We start from the raw sequence: 21,283 nt of genomic DNA, 5'->3' as shown, positions 1-21,283 counted from the left end.
TGTTATTATATTTTAGACTTCTTTGGTCATCTCTTTTAACCAATTTGTTTGTTCACTATTAAGTAGAGGTGAAAGTTTTTCGAAAACTTCACTATGATAGGTATTTATCCATTTTCTCTCAGACTCATTTAACATATCAGATTTTATAAGTCTTCTGTCTATTGGACAAAATGAAACAGTTTCAAATTTAAAGAATTTGCCGAACTCAGTTTCTAAATGCGGCACAACAGTAATAGTATTTTCTATACGAATTCCATGTTTTCCTTTTCTATAAAGACCTGGTTCATTACTAAGTAACATACCCTCTTCAAGTTTTACGTCTATTAATTTTAAGGAAATACTCTGTGGTCCTTCATGAACATTTAGAAAATATCCAATACCATGACTTGTTCCATGTTTATAGTCTATAGCTCTATTCCACATAGCTTGTCTTGCTAAAATATCAAGATTTGCTCCTATGGTTCCCTCAAGAAATATAGCTTGAGATAAATTAATCATACCTTTAAGAACTAATGTAAAATCAGTTTTTTCTTCTTCACTAGTTTCTCCAAGCGCAATTGTTCTAGTTATATCAGTTGTTCCATCTAAATATAATCCTCCAGAATCAAGTAATAAAATACTTTCATTTTTAAGAGTAGAATTCGTTTCTTCATTTGCACTATAATGAATAATAGCGCCGTGCTCCTTATAACCTGCTATAGTATCAAAACTTTCATCAACAAATTTTGAATCCTGCGCTCTAAAATAATTAAGTTTTTTGTCAATACTTAGTTCAGTAAGCTTTCCTGAATCAACATTTGTATCTAACCAGTGCAAGAATTTAACCATACTCGCTCCGTCGCGAATAAGACAGTTTTTTTCATTTGATATTTCTATAGAATCCTTTTTAGCTTTTTCGTAGGCAACTATATTTTTAATATTTTTTGTATTAGCTTGTATACTATTTTTAACTTTAATATTAAGAGTCTTTTCATTTATTAGAACAGTTTCATCCGTGCCTAATTCACTTAAATCGTTGAATATATCAGTATAATTTTTAATAGCAATATTATCCTCTTCTAAACTTTTTAAAAGATGAGTGTTAATTTTATTATTATGAATATATAAAGTGGCTTTGTTTTCAGATATTAAAACATATGAAACAGCTACTGGTGAATTTTTAACATCTGAGCCTCTAAAATTAAAGAGCCAAGCTATATCATCTAAAGTCGAAAGCACATAGTGATTTCCTTCGTTTTTTTTAATAATATCTCTAATAATACTAATCTTAGTAAGTCTTTCTTTTCCTGCATATTTTATTTTATGTTCATATACTTCATTCATAGGAATACTTGGTCTATCTTCCCAAATTTCATCAATTAAATCCATATATTCGATATTAATATTCTTTTTGTCAAAAATAGAAATTAATTCATCATTCATTGCTACTGTTACAACTTCGCCATCCGTACCAATAGTTGCATTTTTATCTAAGTTGTTATATAACCACTGTGTGTAAGTATCGAAACCTGGTGTAGCCATTTTAAATAAATCTATACCCGAGCCTTTTAATTGTTCTTCAGCCTGAATAAAGTATCTACCATCCGTCCAAAGACCAGCTTTGTCTTTTAAAATTACTACTAATCCAGCTGATCCAGTAAAACCAGAAATCCAAGCCCTGCTTTTCCATTTTTCAGATACATATTCGCTATTATGAGGATCAAACGAGTATACAATATATGCATCCAAATTATTTTTTTCCATTAGTTTTCTTAATTTTTTCACTCTTTCTTTAATCATATATGACCTCCATAAATGAATTTCTTGGATTCAGAGGGAGTTTTTACTCCCACTGAATCTTAGAAAACATAATCCAGAGCCTTTTAGAGTTCTTTCTCCCCCACTTTTTTAAGAAGTGGGGGTATTAGAATTCTAAGGCATCGGATAAATGAATTTCTTGGATTCAGAGGGAGTTTTTACTCCCACTGAATCTTAGAAAACATAATCCAGGGCCTTTTAGAGTTCTTTATTCCCCACTTTTTTAAGAAGTGGGGGTATTAGAATTCTAAGGCATCGGATAAATATTTAATATTGCTCATTAACGCGTATAATTTTTTTTATATCGTTAAAATCAGTATATCAAAATAATAAATACTTATATAGTAAAAATAGTTCATTATTTGATAAGTTTTTTTAATAAATTTTTAAATTTCTTTGGTCATATTTTTTAACCATTTATTTTCTTTTTTATTTAATAAAGGAGATAGTTTTTTATAAACATCATTATGATAAGAATTAATCCACTCTCTTTCACCCTCAGTTAATAACTCACTTTTTATAAGTCTAATATCTATTGGAGCGTAAGAAATAGTCTCGAATTTATAAAATTTTCCAAATTCACTTTCTTTATATGGAACAACTACAATTGTATTTTCTATTCTAATTCCATATTGTCCTTCTCTATATATTCCAGGTTCATTACTAAGCACCATACCCTCTTCAAGCTTTACATTTATTAGATCGCGAGAAATTCTCTGAGGGCCTTCGTGAACATTTAAAAAATATCCGATGCCGTGACCTGTTCCGCATTTATAGTCTATACCATTGTCCCACATAGGTTTTCTTGCAAGTATATCAAGATTTGCTCCAATAGTTCCTTCAAGAAAAACTGCTTTTGTAAGATTAATTACACCCTTTAAAACTAATGTAAAATCAGTTCTTTCTTTATCGCTAACCTCTCCTAAAGAAAATGTCCTAGTTATATCACTTGTTCCATCTAAATATAATCCACCAGAATCAACTAAAAGCATTCCCTCTGGCTTTAATTTGTAACAGGTTTCTTCATTTGCACTATAATGCATTAAAGCCCCATGTTCTTTATAACCAATAATAGAAGCAAAACTTTCATCAACAAATTTTGAGTCATCTTTTCTAATTGAATAAAGTTTTTCATTAACATTTATTTCCGTAAGAGTTTCAGATTTAACATTTGTATCAACCCAGTGAAGAAATCTAACTAAACTCGCTCCATCGCGAATAAGACATTTTTTTTGATTTTCTAATTCAATGTCATCTTTTACTGATTTAAGAAAAGCAATATAATTTTTAGTATTTTTTGTTTTAGCATTTATAGAGTTTTTGATTTTTACATTTATACTTTCCTCATTTATTAAAATACTATCCGTTTTACTAATTTCTCCCAAATCTTCAAATATAGTATCATAGTTTTTTATAAGAATTTTATCTTTTTTTAAACTACTAACTAATTCATTATTTAACTTATTGTTATGAATATAAAGTACAGTTTTACTTTTTGAAATAAGTAAATAAGATATTGCAACAGGAGAATATGAAATATCTGATCCTCTTAAATTTAATGTCCAAGCAATATCGTCTAAAGTTGAAATAATATAATAATCGCTCTCTTTTTTACTAATATATTCTCTTAGAATTTCTATTTTCTTTTGACGTGATTTTCCTGCATACTTTATTTCATGTTTATAAACTTCATTCATAGGAATACTTGGTCTATCTTGCCAAATATCGTTAAGTAAATCCATATATTTTATTTCTATATTTTTTTTAGAGAAAGTTTCACATAATTCTTTATTAGTTTTAACATTAAGAACTTCACCATCTACACCAATTTTTGCATCTTTATCTAAATTATCATAAATCCACTCTTCATAAGTTGGAAAACCTGGTATTGCCATCTTATATAAATCAATTCCTGAGTTTTTAAGCTGTTTTTCTGCCTGAATAAAATATCTACCATCAGTCCAAAGACCTGCTTTATCTTTCAAAACAACAATAGTTCCAGCAGAACCCGTAAATCCCGAAATCCACGCTCTACCTTTCCATCTTTCAGATACATATTCACTACTATGAGGATCAAATGAATATACGATATACGCATCTAAATTATTTTTTAGCATTATATCTCTTAGCTTTTTTACTCTTTCATTAACCATAATCAGCCTCCATAAATGAATTTCTTGGATTCAGAGGGAGTTTTTACTCCCACTGAATCTTAGAAAACATAATCCAGGGCCTTTTTAGAGTTCTTTATCCCCCACTTTTTTAAGAAGTGGGGGTATTAGAACTCTAAGGCATTGGATAAAAATAAATTTATACGTCTAGGGTCAGTATAGAAAAATATTTCAAATTATTCTATATTTTATTAAAAATGGTATTGAAAACAAATTAATTTCAATACCATTTTTATATTGTATGTTGTCTATATTATTTTCTATTCAATAGTTCTAGTAAATTAGAAAATACATCTATATTATTTTTTCCTGTTTTAGGTTCTATTACTTTATTTACATTTAATACTTTTCCGTCGCATCTTGTAACGCTGCCGTTAACTTCAGCCAAAGTAACCATTGGAATTACTAAATCTGCAATTTCAGTAGTTTCAGTTTCAAACATATCTATTACAGCAAGATAGTCTGGTTTAAATTCAGTATTAAACTCTTCAATTTCTTCTCCAATTACAACTACTGCTTTAACCTCATTGTTTTCTACTCCGCTTATAACTTCATCAATCGATTTTGTAAATCCTCTATCCATTGTTCCCTGCGTATTTATTGAATCTTTTAAAGTTATAATTCCTCTATGGACTTTATCTATTTTATCAACAGACATTGCAATTAAATAAATAAGCCCTATTTCTTCTTCAGATAATGACATTTCATCAACTACAAATATCGGCTTTTTAGAAGCACAATATTTACTAGCAAATTTAACTGCATTTTCACTAGGAACTACATCTTTTAATATTTCTTTTATTTCATTTATATCTACTTGTTTTTCTTTAAGTACATCTTCTTTTATTTCATTTTGAAGAATAATTGATTTTAATACTTCTTCAAAGAATTCTAAATTTAATTCTGTTATATATTTTTCTTTACTAAATTCATCTAATTTTGTTCCTTCATCAGATATAGTAATAAGTTTCTCAGAATTCATTTTCATTTTTATACCCATTGGTACAAAGTTTTCGTATACTGAACCAACTGCAATCAGCATATCTGCACTATATATTTCTTCAAACGAGTTAGATGAATTAAACTTACTAATATCAATTGCTGATATATATTTTGTATCTAGCACTCTACTAATTTCTTTTACCTTTGAAAGTTCTTCATTTGTAAGACTTTGAGAGACAACAAATGCAATGCTATCACTACCATTAGTGTATTTAATAGATTTTAATTTTGAAATCAAATCATTTTCTGCATTCATCCATGATAATTGGTTTTTAGATTCATTTACTCTTTCATATGGCTTAATTAATCTTTCATTGCTATTAATATAGTCATAACCAAATTTGCCAAATTCACATAGTATACCATCGTCTTTTAATCGATTAGGAGTAACTCTATATATTTTATCACCTAAATAATGATATACAATATTACATCCAAGGCTACAATAACTACATACAGATTCCACAGTTTTTAGTTTTAGAGGTATTTCTTTTGCTTCTAATTGTTTCTCCATTAAAGCGCCTGTTGGACAAACATCAACACATTGTCCACATGAAATACAATCAGTATCTTCAAGATTATTACCAAATTCCGGCGCAACTAATGCTTCAAATCCTCTATCAACTATACCCAGTGCTGAAATGCCCATGACTTCATCACATGTTCTAATACATAATCCACACTGAATACACTTGTCAGAGTCTCTTTCAATATATTTATGAGTACTCGGAGTGTATCTTCTATGCTTAACTCCATAATCTTTTTCAGTATCAGTTTCATACTCTTTTATATTTGTCAAAAGTTGACACTCAAATTGATCTTTACATCCACACTCTAAACATCTCGCTGCCTCTTTTATAGCTTCTTCTTCAGAAAGTGTTTCAAGTACCATTTGAAAATTATTTTTTCTTATATCTGAAGATAGAATATTATTTTGAACTCTTGGTTCAATTTGGATTCCAGGATAATCCTTAATGGTCATATCTTTTCTTGAAACTATTCTTGGCTCACTGTGGCCTACAATTTCACCTTCAAGATAAGTATGCATAACTCTTGCAGCATTTTTACCACCTGCTATAGCACCAATTGCAATTCCAGGACCATCCGATGCATCACCACCTGAAAATACATTTTCTATATTTGTCTGATAAGTTGATTCATCAACTTCAATAGTACCTCGTTTTGAAGTATTTATCCCTTTAATATTACCAATAGTAACTTTTTGACCTATTGCTGAAATAATAGTATCAGTTTCAAATTCTACAAATTCACCTTCAATTGGCTCAGGTCTTCTTCTGCCAGAAGCATCAGGTTCTCCGAGTTTCATTTTTTGACATTTCATGCTTGATGCTGCACCATCAGTGCTGAAAATTTCTGTTGGCGAAAGTAAAAATTCAAATATTAAGCCTTCTTCTTTTGCTTCATGAATTTCTACTTTTTCAGCAGGCATTTCTTCTTCAGTTCTTCTGTAAAGAAGTCTAACTTCTTTTGAACCAAGTCTAATGCAGGTTCTTGCAACGTCCATTGCCGTATTTCCGCCGCCTACTACTAGAACTTTTTCTCCGACTTTTACATCTTCATTTAATGTGATTTTTCTTAAGAAATCAATTCCACCAAACACTCCATTAGCGTCTTCACCTATACATCTCATATTTGAACTTTCCCATGCTCCTATACCTAAGAATACAGCATCATAGTTATTAGACAAATAATCTAATGTTATATCATCACCAAGTTTAATATTGTAATTAAATTTAACTCCCATTTTTTCAATAATTTCTACTTCAGAGTCAACAACGTGTTTTGGAAGTCTATATTCTGGAATACCATATCTTAACATTCCTCCCGGTTTACCCATCATATCAAACACTTCAACCGCGTGACCTTTTATTTTTAGATAATATGCTGCAGCAAGTCCAGCTGGTCCTGCACCTACAATTGCAACTTTTTTACCAGTATCTTTAAGTATTTTTGGCATAAATGGTCCATTTTCTGATTCAAATAGATCTTTATCTGCTACAAATGTTTTAATCGCTGCAACTGATATTGCTTCTTCTAAAATACTTCTTCTACACTCAGTTTCACAAGGATGAGGACAAACTCTTCCTATACTTGCTGGAAGTGGGAGTTCTTCTTTAATTAATTCAAGTGCTTGTCTATATTGTCCATTCGCAGTTAATCCCACATATCCTTGTATGTCCGTATGAGCAGGACATGCCATAATACAAGGTGCCTTACAATCTCCTCTATGATCTGATGATAATAGATTTAAAGCTGTTTTTCTTGTTGCTATTGTTCTATCTGTGTTAGTTTTTATAATCATTCCGTTTTGTACTTTTTGTGAGCAAGAACGTACAAGTTTTGGCATACCTTCAATTTCAACTACACACATTCCACATCCACCGTAAGCTTCCATTCTTTCATCGTAACATAAATGTGGAATTTCAATACCATTATCGAGTGCTGCATTTAATATCGTTTTATCTTCTGTTGTTTTAATTTCTAGTCCATTTATATTTAATCTTACAATCGCCACTGAATTACCTCCTACATAACATTAACAGCATCAAACTTACATACTGACAAACAATTTCCGCATTTAATACAACCTTCTTGATTAATGCTATGAACTTTTTTTACACTTCCATCAATCGTATTAGTTGGACAATTTTTAGCACACAATGTACAGCCAATGCACTTATCAGGATTAATTGAATAAGTAAGTAAATCTTTACACTGCTTAGCTGGACACCTTTTATCTATAATATGAGCTTCATATTCTTCTCTAAAATATTTAAGACCTGTGAGCACTGGATTTGGAGCAGTTTGACCCAAACCACAAAGTGATGCATCTTTTATACTATAAGCAAGTGATTCAAGTTCATCAAGGTCTTCCATTTTTCCCTTTCCTTCTGTAATTTTCACAAGAATTTCATGCATCCTTTTTGTTCCAATTCTGCAATAAATACATTTTCCACACGATTCTTTACATGTGAAATCTAAGAAAAATTTAGCAATATCAACCATACAAGTCGTTTCATCTAAAACTACCATTCCTCCTGAACCCATAATAGCGCCTGTTGCATTAATTGCTTCATAAGTTACTGGAGTATCAAGTAAACTCGCTGGAATACATCCACCAGACGGTCCTCCCATTTGAACAGCTTTAAATTTCTTGCCGTTTTTTATTCCACCACCAATATCAAAAATAACTTCTCTTAATGTCATTCCCATAGGTATTTCCACTAAACCACCATTTTTTATCTTTCCAGAAAGTGCAAAGACTTTCGTTCCAACGCTTTTACCTGAACCAATATCAGAATATGCTTTTGCTCCATTACTAAAAATCCAAGGAACATTTGCTAATGTCTCAACGTTATTTATATTTGTAGGGTACTGAAAATATCCCGCTTGAGCTGGAAAAGGTGGCTTTAAACGTGGCATTCCCCTTTTTCCTTCTAAAGATTCAATTAATGCCGTTTCCTCTCCACAAACAAAAGCTCCTGCACCTTTTTTTATAATAAGATCAAAATTAAAATTTGTACCTAAAATAGAATTTCCTAAATAATTTTTTTCTCTAGCTTGTTCCATTGCAAGTTCTAATCTTTCAATCGCTAAGGGATACTCTGCTCTGCAATAAATAATACCTTCATTTGCTCCAATAGCATATGCACCTATAATCATTCCCTCAATTAATCTATGAGGATCTCCTTCCAAAACACTTCTATCCATAAATGCACCTGGATCACCCTCATCAGCATTACAAACCATATATTTTTTATCACCTTTTGATTTTCTAGCTGCATTCCACTTAAACCAAGTTGGAAAACCAGCTCCACCACGACCTCTAAGTCCAGCTTCCTTTATTACTTCAACAACTTTTTCTGGTGTCATTTCTTTTAGTACTTTTTCCACAGCACTATACCCATTTTTTTCTATATAATCTTCTATTTTTTCAGGATTTATGATTCCACAATTTTCTAAAACTATTTTATACTGCTTTTTTTCATAATCAGCTTCATTATCAGTAGAATAAATAATTTTATCTTCTATTATATTACCACCTTTAATATGCTCATCTATAATACGCTTAGCGAGTTCATCATCAACAAATCCATATGTATATGTTTTTTCATCAGTAACAATATCAACTAAAGGTTCATAAAAGCACATTCCAATACAACCAGTATTTTCAATTTCAATATTTATTCCCAGTTCTTTAGCTCTAGATTTAAGTACACCCATAACTTTTCTTCCACCAGATGCAATACCACAACTACCTAAACCAACTCTAATTTTCATTAATGACTTCCTCCTCATCTTTTTTTATTTTTCTGATGATTTTAACAGCTTCTTTTGGAGTTAAATTTCCATATGCTTCTCCATTAATCATTATTACAGGTGCTAAACTACAACATCCAAGGCATGCAACATCTTCAATAGTAAATAGACCATCCTTTGTAGTTTCACCTGGATTAATTTCAAGTTCATTACATAGTGCTTTTGAAATTTCCCTAGAGCCATTTACATGACACGCTGTACCTTGACATTGTAAAATTAAATTTTTTCCAATTGGATGTAATCTAAATTGAGTGTAAAAAGTTGCAACTCCATAAATAGTTGCTTTTTTATTGTTAGTATTATCTGCAATGTATTCCATTGCACTAAGTGGCAAATAACCATATACCTCTTGAATCTCCTGAAGCATATTAATCAAACTACCTTTAACCTGCCCATATTTTTCAACAATAGGGTGTATTAATTTTAGGTCAACTTTTTCATCAATAAAATTCTTTTCCATTTCATCTTGTTTGCAATTTTCACACATATCGCCTTCTCCTTTCAATCAGTAATACTATTAAGTTATGAATATTATTTATTTAAAATTATGAGAACATTATATCAAATTATCAATTTCATAATATAAAAAAATAAGAGTGAACCTAGATTAATTTTATATACTTTCTCTAAATAGATAAAAACAATTTTAATTATTAAACTTACTATACATACTACTACAAATTCCTAATACATAAAACACATAACACTAATTTGCAATTTCTACTAGTAAAGTACACAGATTTAGCGCTTTAGTTGAAATAATATAATTTTACAACTACTAAATTTTTTCATATTAATTTAACTATAAATTAATTAATACCTATAAATTTATAATTAGGCACATAATTATTTTATATATATATTATAAAATTTTTATAATGTTAATAAATTATCATCGATTTATTTGAATATAAATATTTTAATAAGATTATTAACTATTAATACTAAAAAACATAAATTTCTATGTTTCAGTATCTTCTATTATCTATTGACACAATTAAAGTTTTATTGTAATCTGATATAGATAAGTAAATATTACCTCATCTTATAGATGCGGTAGAGGCGCAATAATTATCAGTAATTTTTTTAAAGTCGGAAGCTTAAGATGAAAAATGAAAGGAATTATTGCCGAAGCTTTGAGAACCAAAACTCAAAAGCTGGGTCTGTACTTAATAAGTGCAGGACTGTCATAAATACTTCGCCTAAGTATTTATGGAGAGCTATCACATACTGGGCAAGAGGGAGGTTAGACATTAAAACCATTCTCGATTTATATCGAGTTTTTTTATGCAATTGTATTGTTTTTGTTAGCGCATATTAATAGAATATATTTTTATACTTATCAAATACATTCTTAAATACAATGCATTAATATGATTGAATATTATATTTAAAATATAATTTTTAATAAACTTATTTGATTAATAATATATGATCTTACCCTGATTAGCTCATATATTACAAATTAATCATAGGTGAAATTTCACCTATTACCTCAATTTTGACCACTATTAGTGGTCTTTTTTTGCGCGAAGAAAAAAAGCAGTGCAAAAAAGCTAAAACAAATAGAATTAAGCTTGCTTAAAATTCTATTTGTTTTAGCTTTTTTATAGGGCTGAAAGAGAGCGACTAGGCATAGCACAGCTATGACAGGGCGCGCACTGCTTTTTTTTATATACTTTTAATTTCACAAAACCTAAAACCATAAATGATTAAAACAAATAGAATTAAGCTTGCTTAAAATTCTATTTGTTTTAGCTTTTTTATAGGGCTATGAGTTAAACGCAGTTTAACGAATGTTATTCTAAATTAATTTTCAATTCATTTACTTCTTCATATGATAACTTTGTTACTTTTGATACAAATTCTATTTCTGCACCATCTTTTAATAATTCTTTAGCTATCTCAATTGCTTTGCTTTTTATCCCTTCTTTTATACCCTCTTTTATACCTTCTTTTATACCTTCTTTTATACCTTCTTTTATACCTTCTTTTAGTCCTTCTTTCCATCCTTCATTCTTTCCACGTTCAATACCAGTTTCTATTAAATTCGCTCTTTCTAACCTACTTCGCTCTCTAGCTTCATATAAGTCTCTAGTGTGTTTATCAGAAGATAAATATTCTAACTTCTTTTCAGCTGCCTTAATATTTTCATCCATTTCCATCAACTCCTCAAGTAATTCTTCTGGAATATCTTTATTTAAAAATGTAAGCCATCTTTGAAGGCTATCTCCACTTAAATTTTTCTTCTTTAAATTATTAAACTTTGGTATTTCAATAAAATGTATCTCTAAAAGATCATTTAACTTATACTCTTTATGTGTATCTTCCCATATATGAAATGAAGTATAAAATTCTTTTAAATTAATATATTCAAAATTTAATATATTAATTGTAATAACTTTTGATAAGTCATTATATTTTTCCCCTTTTCCAATCGTTTTATTAAATAATTTTCCCCAATAATATAAAGTTCTTTTTTCCATATTATTCTGATTTAATAGCTGGACTTCAATATTAATTTCAATTCCATTTTTTGCTTTTGCTCTAACATCAAGAATTGATAGCTTGTCATCTATTAACTCTCTAGTTAACTCCTTATTGTCAATAATTTTAACTCCGACTAACTTATTCGTTCCTTTTCTATCTAATACAGCATTTAGAAAAGCAACTAAATTATCTAATACATCATCTTCTCCAAATAATTTTTTAAATACAAAATCATTCAACGGTCTTAATCTTTCCACAAAATCATTCCTCTATAATTTTATTATACACCCTTTGCACTCAAAATTAAATTAGGTATATTTTAATTATATAGTAATATTCTGTAATATATATTACTGTTGTATTACATTTTTTTACAATTCGGTTTTATCTTTAAAAATAATAAAAGGCCTAGTTTTAAGCAACATAATCAAAACTAGGCCTTTTAACTTTTATATTATGCCAAGAAATTTATTTTAAAAAAATAAATTTCTAATCAATAACTTCCTTTACTAGCTTTACAATGTTCTCACTAGTAAAACCAAATTTTCCAAACAATAAATTTGCAGGAGCTGATTCACCGTAGTGATTTATTGAAATAATTTTACCTTTATCACCTACATACTTTCGCCATCCAAGTTCAATTCCAGCTTCAATAGAAACTCTACTTTTAACATCACTTGGAAGAACCATTTCTTTATAACTATCATTTTGCTTATCAAAAAATTCCATACTAAGCATACTTACTACACGTGAATCTATACCATCTTCAAGCAGCTTTTTAGAAGCTTCAAGTGCAACATGAACTTCAGATCCTGAAGCAATTATTATCGCATCAGGTTTTTCTTTTATTTCTTTTGATAAAATATATGCTCCATAGTTAGCACCTTTATTTACACCAACAAGCGAAGGTAAATTTTGCCTTGTAAGTATAATTGCAGAAGGACCTCTTGTTCTTTTTAAAGCATTAATCCATGCCATCGCAGTTTCCTTTCCATCTGCTGGTCTAAAAACAGATAAATTAGGGATTGATCTTAACATACTAATTTGCTCAATTGGTTGGTGGGTTGGACCATCTTCTCCAACACCAATACTATCATGAGTAAATACATAAATTACTGGTAAACCCATAAGAGCCGAAAGTCTAATTGATGGTTTCATATAATCTGAAAAAACTAAAAATGTTGCACCAAATGGTCTAAGTCCACCATGGAGTGCTATACCATTAATAATTGCTCCCATTGCATGTTCTCTTATACCAAAAAACACATTACTACCTGATGGATTTTCAAAACTAAAATCTCCAAGATTTTTTAAATATGTTTTTGTTGAACCATTCAAATCTGCACTTCCGCCAAATAAATTTGGAATATCTTCCTTCACGATATTCATAAATATACCACCTGAATTTCTAGTTGAATTATCAATAGAAATACTAGACCATATTTTCGAATCTTGAAATGTCTCATCAGATATTTCATATTCAAACCAATGCTTCCACTTACTTTCCTTCTCAGGATATTTTTTAAAATACTCCTCAAATTTCTCTTCCCATAAAAATCTATTTATCTCTTTTTTATCTGTAATATTTTTCATATACTCTTTTACATCATCAGGAACATAAAAACTCTTATCAGGATCCCATCCCATATTTTTTTTCATTTGAATAATTTCATCTTTTCCAAGAGGAGAACCATGAACTGATGATTTTCCAGCTTTTGTTGGACTTCCATAACCTATAATTGTTTTAACTTTAATAAGAGTTGGCTTAACAGAATTTAGTCTAGCAAGATTTATTGCATCAACTATTTCTCCATAATTATTTCCATCTTTCACTTCAATAACTTCCCAACCATAAGCTCTATACCTCGCTCCAACGTCTTCTGTAAAAGAAATATCAGTAGAACCATCTATAGTTATACCATTATCATCATAAAGAACTATTAATTTACCAAGCTTTAAATGCCCAGCAAGTGAAGCCGCCTCTGAAGTAATACCTTCCATCATATCTCCATCACCTGCGATAACATAAGTATAATGATCAATAATATTAAAATCAGAAGTATTGAATTCAGCTGAAAGTTTCTTTTCAGCAATTGCCATACCAACTGCATTTCCTAGTCCCTGCCCAAGCGGACCAGTCGTTGTTTCAATTCCAGGAGTAACATTATATTCAGGATGCCCTGGAGTAATACTTCCAAGTTGTCTAAAATTCTTTAAATCGTCTAGTGAAATTTCATAACCAAATAAATGAAGTAAGCTGTAATATAACATAGAACCATGACCAGCCGATAGAACAAATCTATCTCTATTCATCCATTTTGTTTCAGTAGCACTCACATTTAAAAATTCATTCCATAATGCAAATGCCATAGGTGCAGCTCCAAGAGGTAATCCTGGGTGACCTGAATTTGCCTTTTCTATTGCATCAACTGAAAGTAATCTTATCGTTTCTATAACTCTACTATTTTTATGCTTCATTTTGCACCTCCATTTATTAAAATCTTATCTTCTTTTAGTCTATACCCTAAAAATATAAAAAAAAATCCTATATATTAAATAAAAATTTAATATATAGGATTAATTAATTTTTACATTACATTTATTATTAAGGGGGAATAAATGTAGTGTTATTTCTCGCGAATCGAGTTGTCTTTGTTAAGTAATTGTTTATCAACACTCAACATTGACAATCCTAACACCTTTGTTTTAATATGTCAATACTTATTTTGAAAATTTAATAATTTTATTTTTTATTCATCATTTCTTAATTATTTCTACACACATTGTACACATCTATTTCAATGAAGCGTATTCAATTGCAATGTCTGTGCCTACTCTAGCATTGTTATAAACAAGTTCAATATTCGAATCTAAACTGTCTCCAGAAGTAAGTTCTTTTACTTTTGCAAGTAAAAATGGAGTAGTTTCTTTACCTTTTATATTATTTTCTTTTAATTCAATTAGCGCTTTTTCAATTGCACCACTAATAGTATCGTAATCCATTTCAAATTCTTTAGGGATTGGATTTCCAATAACCATTCCACCTTCAAGACCTAAATCCCATTTTGCTTTTAATGCTTTTGCAATTTCCAAAGCGCTATCAACTTTATAGTCTACTCCAAATCCACTTTTTCTTGTATAGAAAGCTGGGAATTCATCAGTTTTATATCCAACAACAGTAACTCCATAAGTCTCTAAATATTCAAGAGTTAAATTAATATCTAAAATTGATTTTGCTCCTGCACAAACTACTGCAACATTTGTATTTGAAAGTTCTTGTAAATCTGCAGAAATATCAAAAGTATTTTCTCCGCCTCTATGAACACCACCAATTCCACCAGTTACAAATACTTTAATGCCAGCGAGTTCTGAAATAATCATTGTAGACGCCACAGTAGTAGCACCATCTAATTTATTTGAAACTATAAATGGAATATCACGTCTTGAAACTTTTTTAATATCTTTTTCTTTTCCCATATATTCAATTTCTTCATCAGTAAGACCAGCTTTAAGCCTACCCTTAATAATCCCAATAGTTGCAGGAACTGCACCTTTTGCTCTTATTATATCTTCAACTTTTCTTGCAGTTTCAACATTTTTAGGGTACGGCATACCGTGAGCAATAATAGTTGATTCAAGTGCTACTACTGGTCTACCTTCTTTTAAAGCTTTTTCAACCTCTGGATTAATATCTAAGTATTCTTTTAATAATTCTTTATTCATTATATTCATCTCCCATTCGCGTTTTACGCGTATATATATATTATTTTAAAACAATTTTTTCTATTTTTTCAGAAGTAATATCTCTATTAATTGTTTCTTTAGTATTAATTGCCATAGATGCCATTGCAAGTCCGTATAAAGTACTACTATTAAAACTATGTTTAATATAACTATAAACGATACCAGCCATAAAAGCGTCACCCGCACCAGTTGCACTAACTAATTTACTTTCATAATTACTATATTTTTTTCTTTCTACTGAATTTGAAAATATTACCCCATCTTTTCCCATACTAAGATAAACATTTTTTACGCCTTTTTCATGCAAAGAATCTACTGCTTTATTTAAAGAAACTTCATCAGTAATTTTTATGCCTGTTAATATTTCAGCTTCAATTTTATTAGGCTTTAGAGTATTAATATATTTTAAATTTTTAATTAACTTTAAAGCTTTAATAGAAGAAACAGTGTCAACAAAAATATCTTTATTTGAAAATTCATCAAAAATAAAATCTAAAACATTTTCATCTAAATTAGTATCAAGCACAATACATCTAGCATTTTTAATTAATGTATTATTACTTTTAATATAATCAATATCTACATTTGAAATAATATCACTAGCATTAATAGCGAGCTTCATATCACCAGAATTATCAAGAATTGATAGGTAAGTTGAAGTAGGACTATTTTTAGAGATAATCACTTCATCCATATTTATGCCAGTTAGTTTAGATTCTTCAATAATCTTTTTGCCATATAAATCATCGCCAACAACAGAAATTAGCTTAATATTTAAGCCAAGTCTAGCCATATTTTCTGCAATATTTCGTGCAACTCCGCCGAGTGACATAGTAACATAGCCTGGATTAGAATCTTCATAAACCAATTTTTCTAATGACGTTCCTTGAAGATCAATATTAGATCCTCCAATAACGACAATATAATCTTCTTCATTAACAATATATCCTTTTCCTTTAAGTTTTCCCTTTTTTATAAGGTTTGAAATTTGAACTCCAACTGAAGACCTTTGAATACCAAGCTTTTCAGCAATTTCCTTTTGAGAAATCATAGGATTTTTTAAAATAAGATTATAGATTTCTTTTTCTCTATTAGTCAATTTTCCACCACCTTTACATATATTATTAAGTAAACAAAAGATTAATTTTAAACTTATGTTTACTTAATAATATATTAGATTAATATATTTGTCAAATAGAATATAAAAAAATAATTAACAATATATTTTAAGTATTTTACTTAAAATTAATATTATTAATTATATGACTTTCACTATTCAAATTCCTTTATCATTATGTCTAGGGTTACTAGTGTCAAATTATTAATATTTTTTTCTAGTTTCAATAAAGATTCATTAAAGCCGTTTTTTGAAAATATATAATAATACGAATCTTTACTATTTATTAAATTTGACCGTTCAACTAATTTTTCATAAATACTAATTCCAACTTTTTCATTTGTATATTTACATTCTGCAAATAAAGTTTTATCTTCACCAAATCCAACAATATCAATTTCTTCTTGTTTCTTTTTAATAGGGTTATTCCCCCACCATTTACCCAATTTAAATATTATAAAAGGTAATTCAGATTTCTTATTTTTTCTAGATAAATAATCCTTACAAATTTCTTCAAATACATAGCCTTGGTGTTCATAGAATTTATGATTTACTTTTTCTATATATATATACTCGCCCATTTCTTGTTCAATAGCTGATATATACTTCGCGACATATTTATAATAAAAACTATAAAAATTATCACAGATATTATATAAGGTTTTTCTTGAATTTGATTTTTCTGTAATAGGAACTAACTTCTGAATTATTTTTAACTCTAAAAGTGATTTAATATATATAGAAGTTTTTGATGTTGTTTCTCCAATTTTGGTTGATATTTCATTTAATTTACTTGAACCATCTGCTATTGCTTCGATTATACTTTTATATACAATAGGATTAACTAATTCTTGTTTTAATAATAATTCTACTTCCATATATAAATAAGAAGATTTATCGTATAATTTATTTATCATATTGTAATCAAATGACTTATTACTATCAAATTGTAATAGATATTGTGGTACTCCACCCAAAACGCTATAGGACTTCATTTTATCTTCATTTGAATAATTTTTAAAAAATTTTATTGAATCAAAAAAATCTAAAGGAGATATCATAAATTGAGCTGTTCTACGACCAAATAAAGGACTTTTATGTGAAAGAACTTCATTTTCCATAAAACTTATTGACGAACCACATATAATTAAAAATAATTTTGTATTTATTAAATGATGATCTATATTATTCTGTAGTATTGATAGAATACTTTTATTTGAAGACACCATATAAGGAAATTCATCAAGAACTAAGATTGTTCTTTTAGTTTTAGCTTTTTCACCAATAAATCTAAATGCAGTATCAAATGATTCAAATTCAGGTGTAAATTCATTAAGATTATAATGTTCCATTATTTGGATTGAAAACTTTTTAAGTGATAATTTATCATTATGCTCTTCACCAACATAAAAAATAGTATTTTTCCCTCTACAAAATTCTGTAATTAAACGTGTTTTACCAACTCTTCTTCTACCATACATAACAATACATTCAAATTTGTTTTCATTATATAATTTATATAATTTATTAATTTCATAATCTCTTCCTATAAACATATTAACCTCCGGCTTTCTTTATCATTAAATATTTTTATCTTAGAAATACTTGATTAGTGCAATTTGAACACATCTTAATGTATATTAACTTAATACAAATTAACTAAATCTATATTAAGTTAATTTTATATTGAATAATACTTTATGTCAAACGAAACAAATTATTCAACTTTTCTCAATTCAACTATTTATTTCAATCCAATTTGATATTGATTCTAATTATTTCGATTTAATTACAATATATTGACAACATTGCATATAAATATTTATAATAATAAGTGTAATATGCATTTTTTATTGTATTTTCCCAATATATTGCTACTAAATTTTAAGCTTAATATGATTATAATTACAATTATATTAATTGATTTAATATACTCTATTTTATTACACTTTAGAAAAAAAGAGCAAAATAGAAATTATAGATTTATATATCTATCTTTATCTTATTTAGTAGCTATATTTCTATTAATTACTGGATATGAGTCAATATTAAGTGGAGAATTGCCTCTAGTATCAATGAATATATATGTATTAATATATCTTGGAACAATGAAACTTAAAAAATCGATTTATAAGAAAATTATCAATATATTTTTATTACTAGCTTATTTATCCTCTATTGCTTATGAAGTAATTTTCATATTATAATTCTATTTTCTAAAAAAGGTATATCACAATTAAATTATGTGATATACCTTTTAAATATTTTTCTAAGTTGAAACTGCTCTTAAAGAGCAAATTATTTACTTAATCAAATCTATATATTCTTCAAATCCCATTTCTTTCATCTTATCTACTGGAATAAATTTAAGCGACGCGCTGTTAACACAATATCTTAATCCACCTTTATCAATTGGACCATCGTTAAAAACATGACCTAAATGAGTATCTCCTTTTTTACTTTTTATTTCAGTTCGTTTTGAAAAAAGTGAATTGTCTTCTACGAGCTTCACCATATCTAAAGAAATAGCTTTAGTAAAACTTGGCCATCCACTTCCAGAATCATATTTATCTGTTGATATAAAAAGAGGTTCACCAGTTACTATATCAACGTATATACCCTTTTCTTTCAAATTCCAATATTCATTGTCAAATGCTCTTTCAGTAGCTCCATTTTGAGTAACATCATATTGTAATTTTGTTAGATTTTTTTTAAGGACTTTGTCAGTGGGAATTTCAAGTTTAGAAAGGTCTTCTGTTACAGTATTCAAATTAATATGACAATATCCACTTGGATTTTTATCAAGATAATCTTGATGGTAATCTTCTGCTAAAAAATACTGCTTTAAAGGTAAAACTTCTACGACTAAAGGATCACTATAAAGCGTTTGCTCTTTTTTCACTCTGTCATTTATTGTTTTTAATTCTTTACTATCTGTATAGTAAATACCAGTTCTATACTGAAGTCCACGGTCGTTGCCTTGCTGGTTTAAAGTAGTCGGATCGATAATTTTAAAATAGTAATTTAATAGAGTTTCAAGTGTAACTAAGGAAGGATCATATTTTATATGAACAGTTTCTGCGTGTCCTGAGTTCTTATAAATTAAATCCTCATATGATGGATTTTCTGTTAATCCATTTGCATATCCTGAACTTACATCATAAACTCCATATACTCTTGACATATATGCTTCTACACCCCAAAAACATCCACCAGCAAGATATATATCTTTTAAATCATCTATATTAAATACTAGGTCATTGTTGGGATTCATTGGTAGACTTGACGTTTTTAACTTTGAACTTACTTTTATTTTAGTATCTTCTTTTATTATTACATTTTTATCTTTCATAGTTTTTTCCTCCAATTTTTCATTTGAACCATTATAAATACCATTTATATTAATTCCAATGGCCAATAAAGAAGTAACAACTATAATTGCTAATAATACAATATATTTTTTCATAATTACTCCTCCTCAATTTTTTTGGTAGTGTACACTTTTTTCTTTCAAATTCATCTATAATCATTGAAATATAAACGTTTCAAAAAAATATAGCGACACTCCTCTTTTTTTAGTATAATTGAGTCATCATTAGGTTAACTCCATTTAAACAATGGAAACATGAAGAATTTTTCAGCCCTAAATATCAAAAGTTTAAAACTGATGTACTTCCTACTATTTTAAAATTCTATAAACAAGATTATCTATTTTTGATTGAATACTACAAATTTAAATACAATAAGACTATTAAACCTATCAATCATAGAATCAAAGTTTTTATTCCAAAGGACATTTTGTGCCCTCGATGCGGCGCTACTCATGATTATCTTTATACCAATAATGGTAACTATGTTACTAACTCACTTACTCTTCTTTATCCTCATTGTAATCACACTTTAGAAAAAGTTAAAAGTCGTAAATCTTTTTTCGTTCATAAATGAAAAAATAATAATTGTTCTTACTATCTTAAAAATTTTAATAAACTTTCCAAAAATATTTCTCACTATGATAAATCTAAATATAAAGTTCACTATATTTACCGTGAGTTTAATATTTTTTTTTAACATCTATCTTTCTAAACTTCCTGATTGGGCTTAAATATCTTAAATTCATTGCTGATGCTTACAGTGCTTATCCTTTAGCCGCTCAACAGTTTGATTTAATTGAAAATAAATCTTTTGATATCATTCCTGTTATCGATCTTTCTAACGTTGATCCAATTTCCAAAATTTTTAGACCTTACAAACAAATGATTGAACGTTTAAATCGTACTTTCAAAACTTCTTACACGCTTACTTGTGGCTATGATTCTTTAAAAGGCGCTCATTCTTTGGGTTGCTTATTATAACTTTTTAAGGCCTCATAGTTATATTAGTAAAAAATATCTTAATCACGTTGAAGAACTTTCTTCGGCTAATAATATGCCAGGCAAATGGCAGCTACTAATTTTTCTTGGTCAACAAACTATTATTATCATGCAAGAAAAAAATTCGTCTTAAACTTAAATTTTTATTTGCTCTTTTTATGCTGTTATTTACTCAGAGCATTACTTGTTATACCTTCTTTTATTGTCTTTCTATAATTTTTATTCCTTTTGCTTTTTCATAGGCTACTTTA

General features: G+C 28.5%; 12 protein-coding genes and 1 riboswitch. Of the genes, 1 reads left to right on the top strand and 11 read right to left on the bottom strand.

All coding sequences use genetic code 11. The annotated features are described in order from the left end of the window. Positions 1 to 12 precede the first annotated feature (12 nt). The 10 genes from AACH12_RS02905 to AACH12_RS02860 form a co-directional block, all read right to left on the bottom strand. Positions 13 to 1,779: an aminopeptidase P family protein gene (locus AACH12_RS02905; RefSeq protein ID WP_338536576.1), complete on the bottom strand. Its 1,767-nt coding sequence runs from the start codon at positions 1,777 to 1,779 to the stop codon at positions 13 to 15. A gap of 404 nt (positions 1,780 to 2,183) precedes the next feature. Continuing rightward, positions 2,184 to 3,950: an aminopeptidase P family protein gene (locus tag AACH12_RS02900; RefSeq protein ID WP_338536575.1), complete on the bottom strand. Its 1,767-nt coding sequence runs from the start codon at positions 3,948 to 3,950 to the stop codon at positions 2,184 to 2,186. Between the two features lie 271 nt (positions 3,951 to 4,221). Then, positions 4,222 to 7,506, bottom strand: coding sequence for an FAD-dependent oxidoreductase (locus tag AACH12_RS02895; RefSeq protein WP_338536574.1), 3,285 nt, complete (start codon positions 7,504 to 7,506; stop codon positions 4,222 to 4,224). Between the two features lie 11 nt (positions 7,507 to 7,517). Then, positions 7,518 to 9,272, bottom strand: a complete 1,755-nt coding sequence (locus AACH12_RS02890) for an NADH-quinone oxidoreductase subunit NuoF (RefSeq protein WP_338536573.1) — start codon at positions 9,270 to 9,272, stop codon at positions 7,518 to 7,520. Then, positions 9,262 to 9,798 (bottom strand): NADH-quinone oxidoreductase subunit NuoE, encoded by a 537-nt coding sequence (gene nuoE, locus AACH12_RS02885; RefSeq protein ID WP_338536572.1) that lies wholly within the window; start codon positions 9,796 to 9,798, stop codon positions 9,262 to 9,264. The genes AACH12_RS02890 and nuoE overlap by 11 nt, the downstream gene beginning before the upstream one ends. 562 nt (positions 9,799 to 10,360) lie before the next feature. Next, positions 10,361 to 10,542: riboswitch (Lysine riboswitch) on the top strand. Between the two features lie 568 nt (positions 10,543 to 11,110). Then, a complete protein-coding gene (locus tag AACH12_RS02880; RefSeq protein WP_338536571.1) occupies positions 11,111 to 12,058 on the bottom strand; it encodes an Rpn family recombination-promoting nuclease/putative transposase in 948 nt (315 codons plus the stop codon). A gap of 232 nt (positions 12,059 to 12,290) precedes the next feature. Then, the gene (gene tkt, locus AACH12_RS02875) at positions 12,291 to 14,279 is read right to left on the bottom strand and encodes a transketolase (RefSeq protein ID WP_338536570.1); all 1,989 of its coding nucleotides are present in this window, start codon (positions 14,277 to 14,279) and stop codon (positions 12,291 to 12,293) included. Between the two features lie 315 nt (positions 14,280 to 14,594). Continuing rightward, on the bottom strand, positions 14,595 to 15,524 hold the full coding sequence (locus AACH12_RS02870; protein WP_338536569.1) for a pseudouridine-5'-phosphate glycosidase: 930 nt from the start codon (positions 15,522 to 15,524) through the stop codon (positions 14,595 to 14,597). A gap of 40 nt (positions 15,525 to 15,564) precedes the next feature. Continuing rightward, positions 15,565 to 16,644, bottom strand: a complete 1,080-nt coding sequence (locus AACH12_RS02865) for a PfkB family carbohydrate kinase (protein WP_338536568.1) — start codon at positions 16,642 to 16,644, stop codon at positions 15,565 to 15,567. A 173-nt stretch (positions 16,645 to 16,817) separates the two neighbouring features. Continuing rightward, on the bottom strand, positions 16,818 to 18,218 hold the full coding sequence (locus tag AACH12_RS02860) for an ATP-binding protein (RefSeq protein ID WP_338536567.1): 1,401 nt from the start codon (positions 18,216 to 18,218) through the stop codon (positions 16,818 to 16,820). A gap of 339 nt (positions 18,219 to 18,557) precedes the next feature. On the opposite strand from AACH12_RS02860, the gene AACH12_RS02855 reads away from it, so the two are divergent. Beyond that, on the top strand, positions 18,558 to 18,869 hold the full coding sequence (locus AACH12_RS02855; protein WP_338536566.1) for a hypothetical protein: 312 nt from the start codon (positions 18,558 to 18,560) through the stop codon (positions 18,867 to 18,869). 95 nt (positions 18,870 to 18,964) lie between these two features. Here the strand turns inward: AACH12_RS02855 and msrB are convergent, their stop codons facing one another. Further along, positions 18,965 to 20,128 carry a peptide-methionine (R)-S-oxide reductase MsrB gene (msrB, locus tag AACH12_RS02850; RefSeq protein WP_338536565.1) on the bottom strand — a complete coding sequence of 388 codons (1,164 nt, stop codon included), beginning with the start codon at positions 20,126 to 20,128 and terminating at the stop codon, positions 18,965 to 18,967. Positions 20,129 to 21,283: the final 1,155 nt, after the last annotated feature.

This window comes from Helicovermis profundi (assembly GCF_033097505.1).
Lineage (GTDB): Bacteria > Bacillota > Clostridia > Peptostreptococcales > Acidaminobacteraceae > Helicovermis > Helicovermis profundi.
The sequence above is the reverse complement of the archived record's forward strand: the minus strand, read 5'-3'. Positions and strand labels throughout refer to the sequence as shown.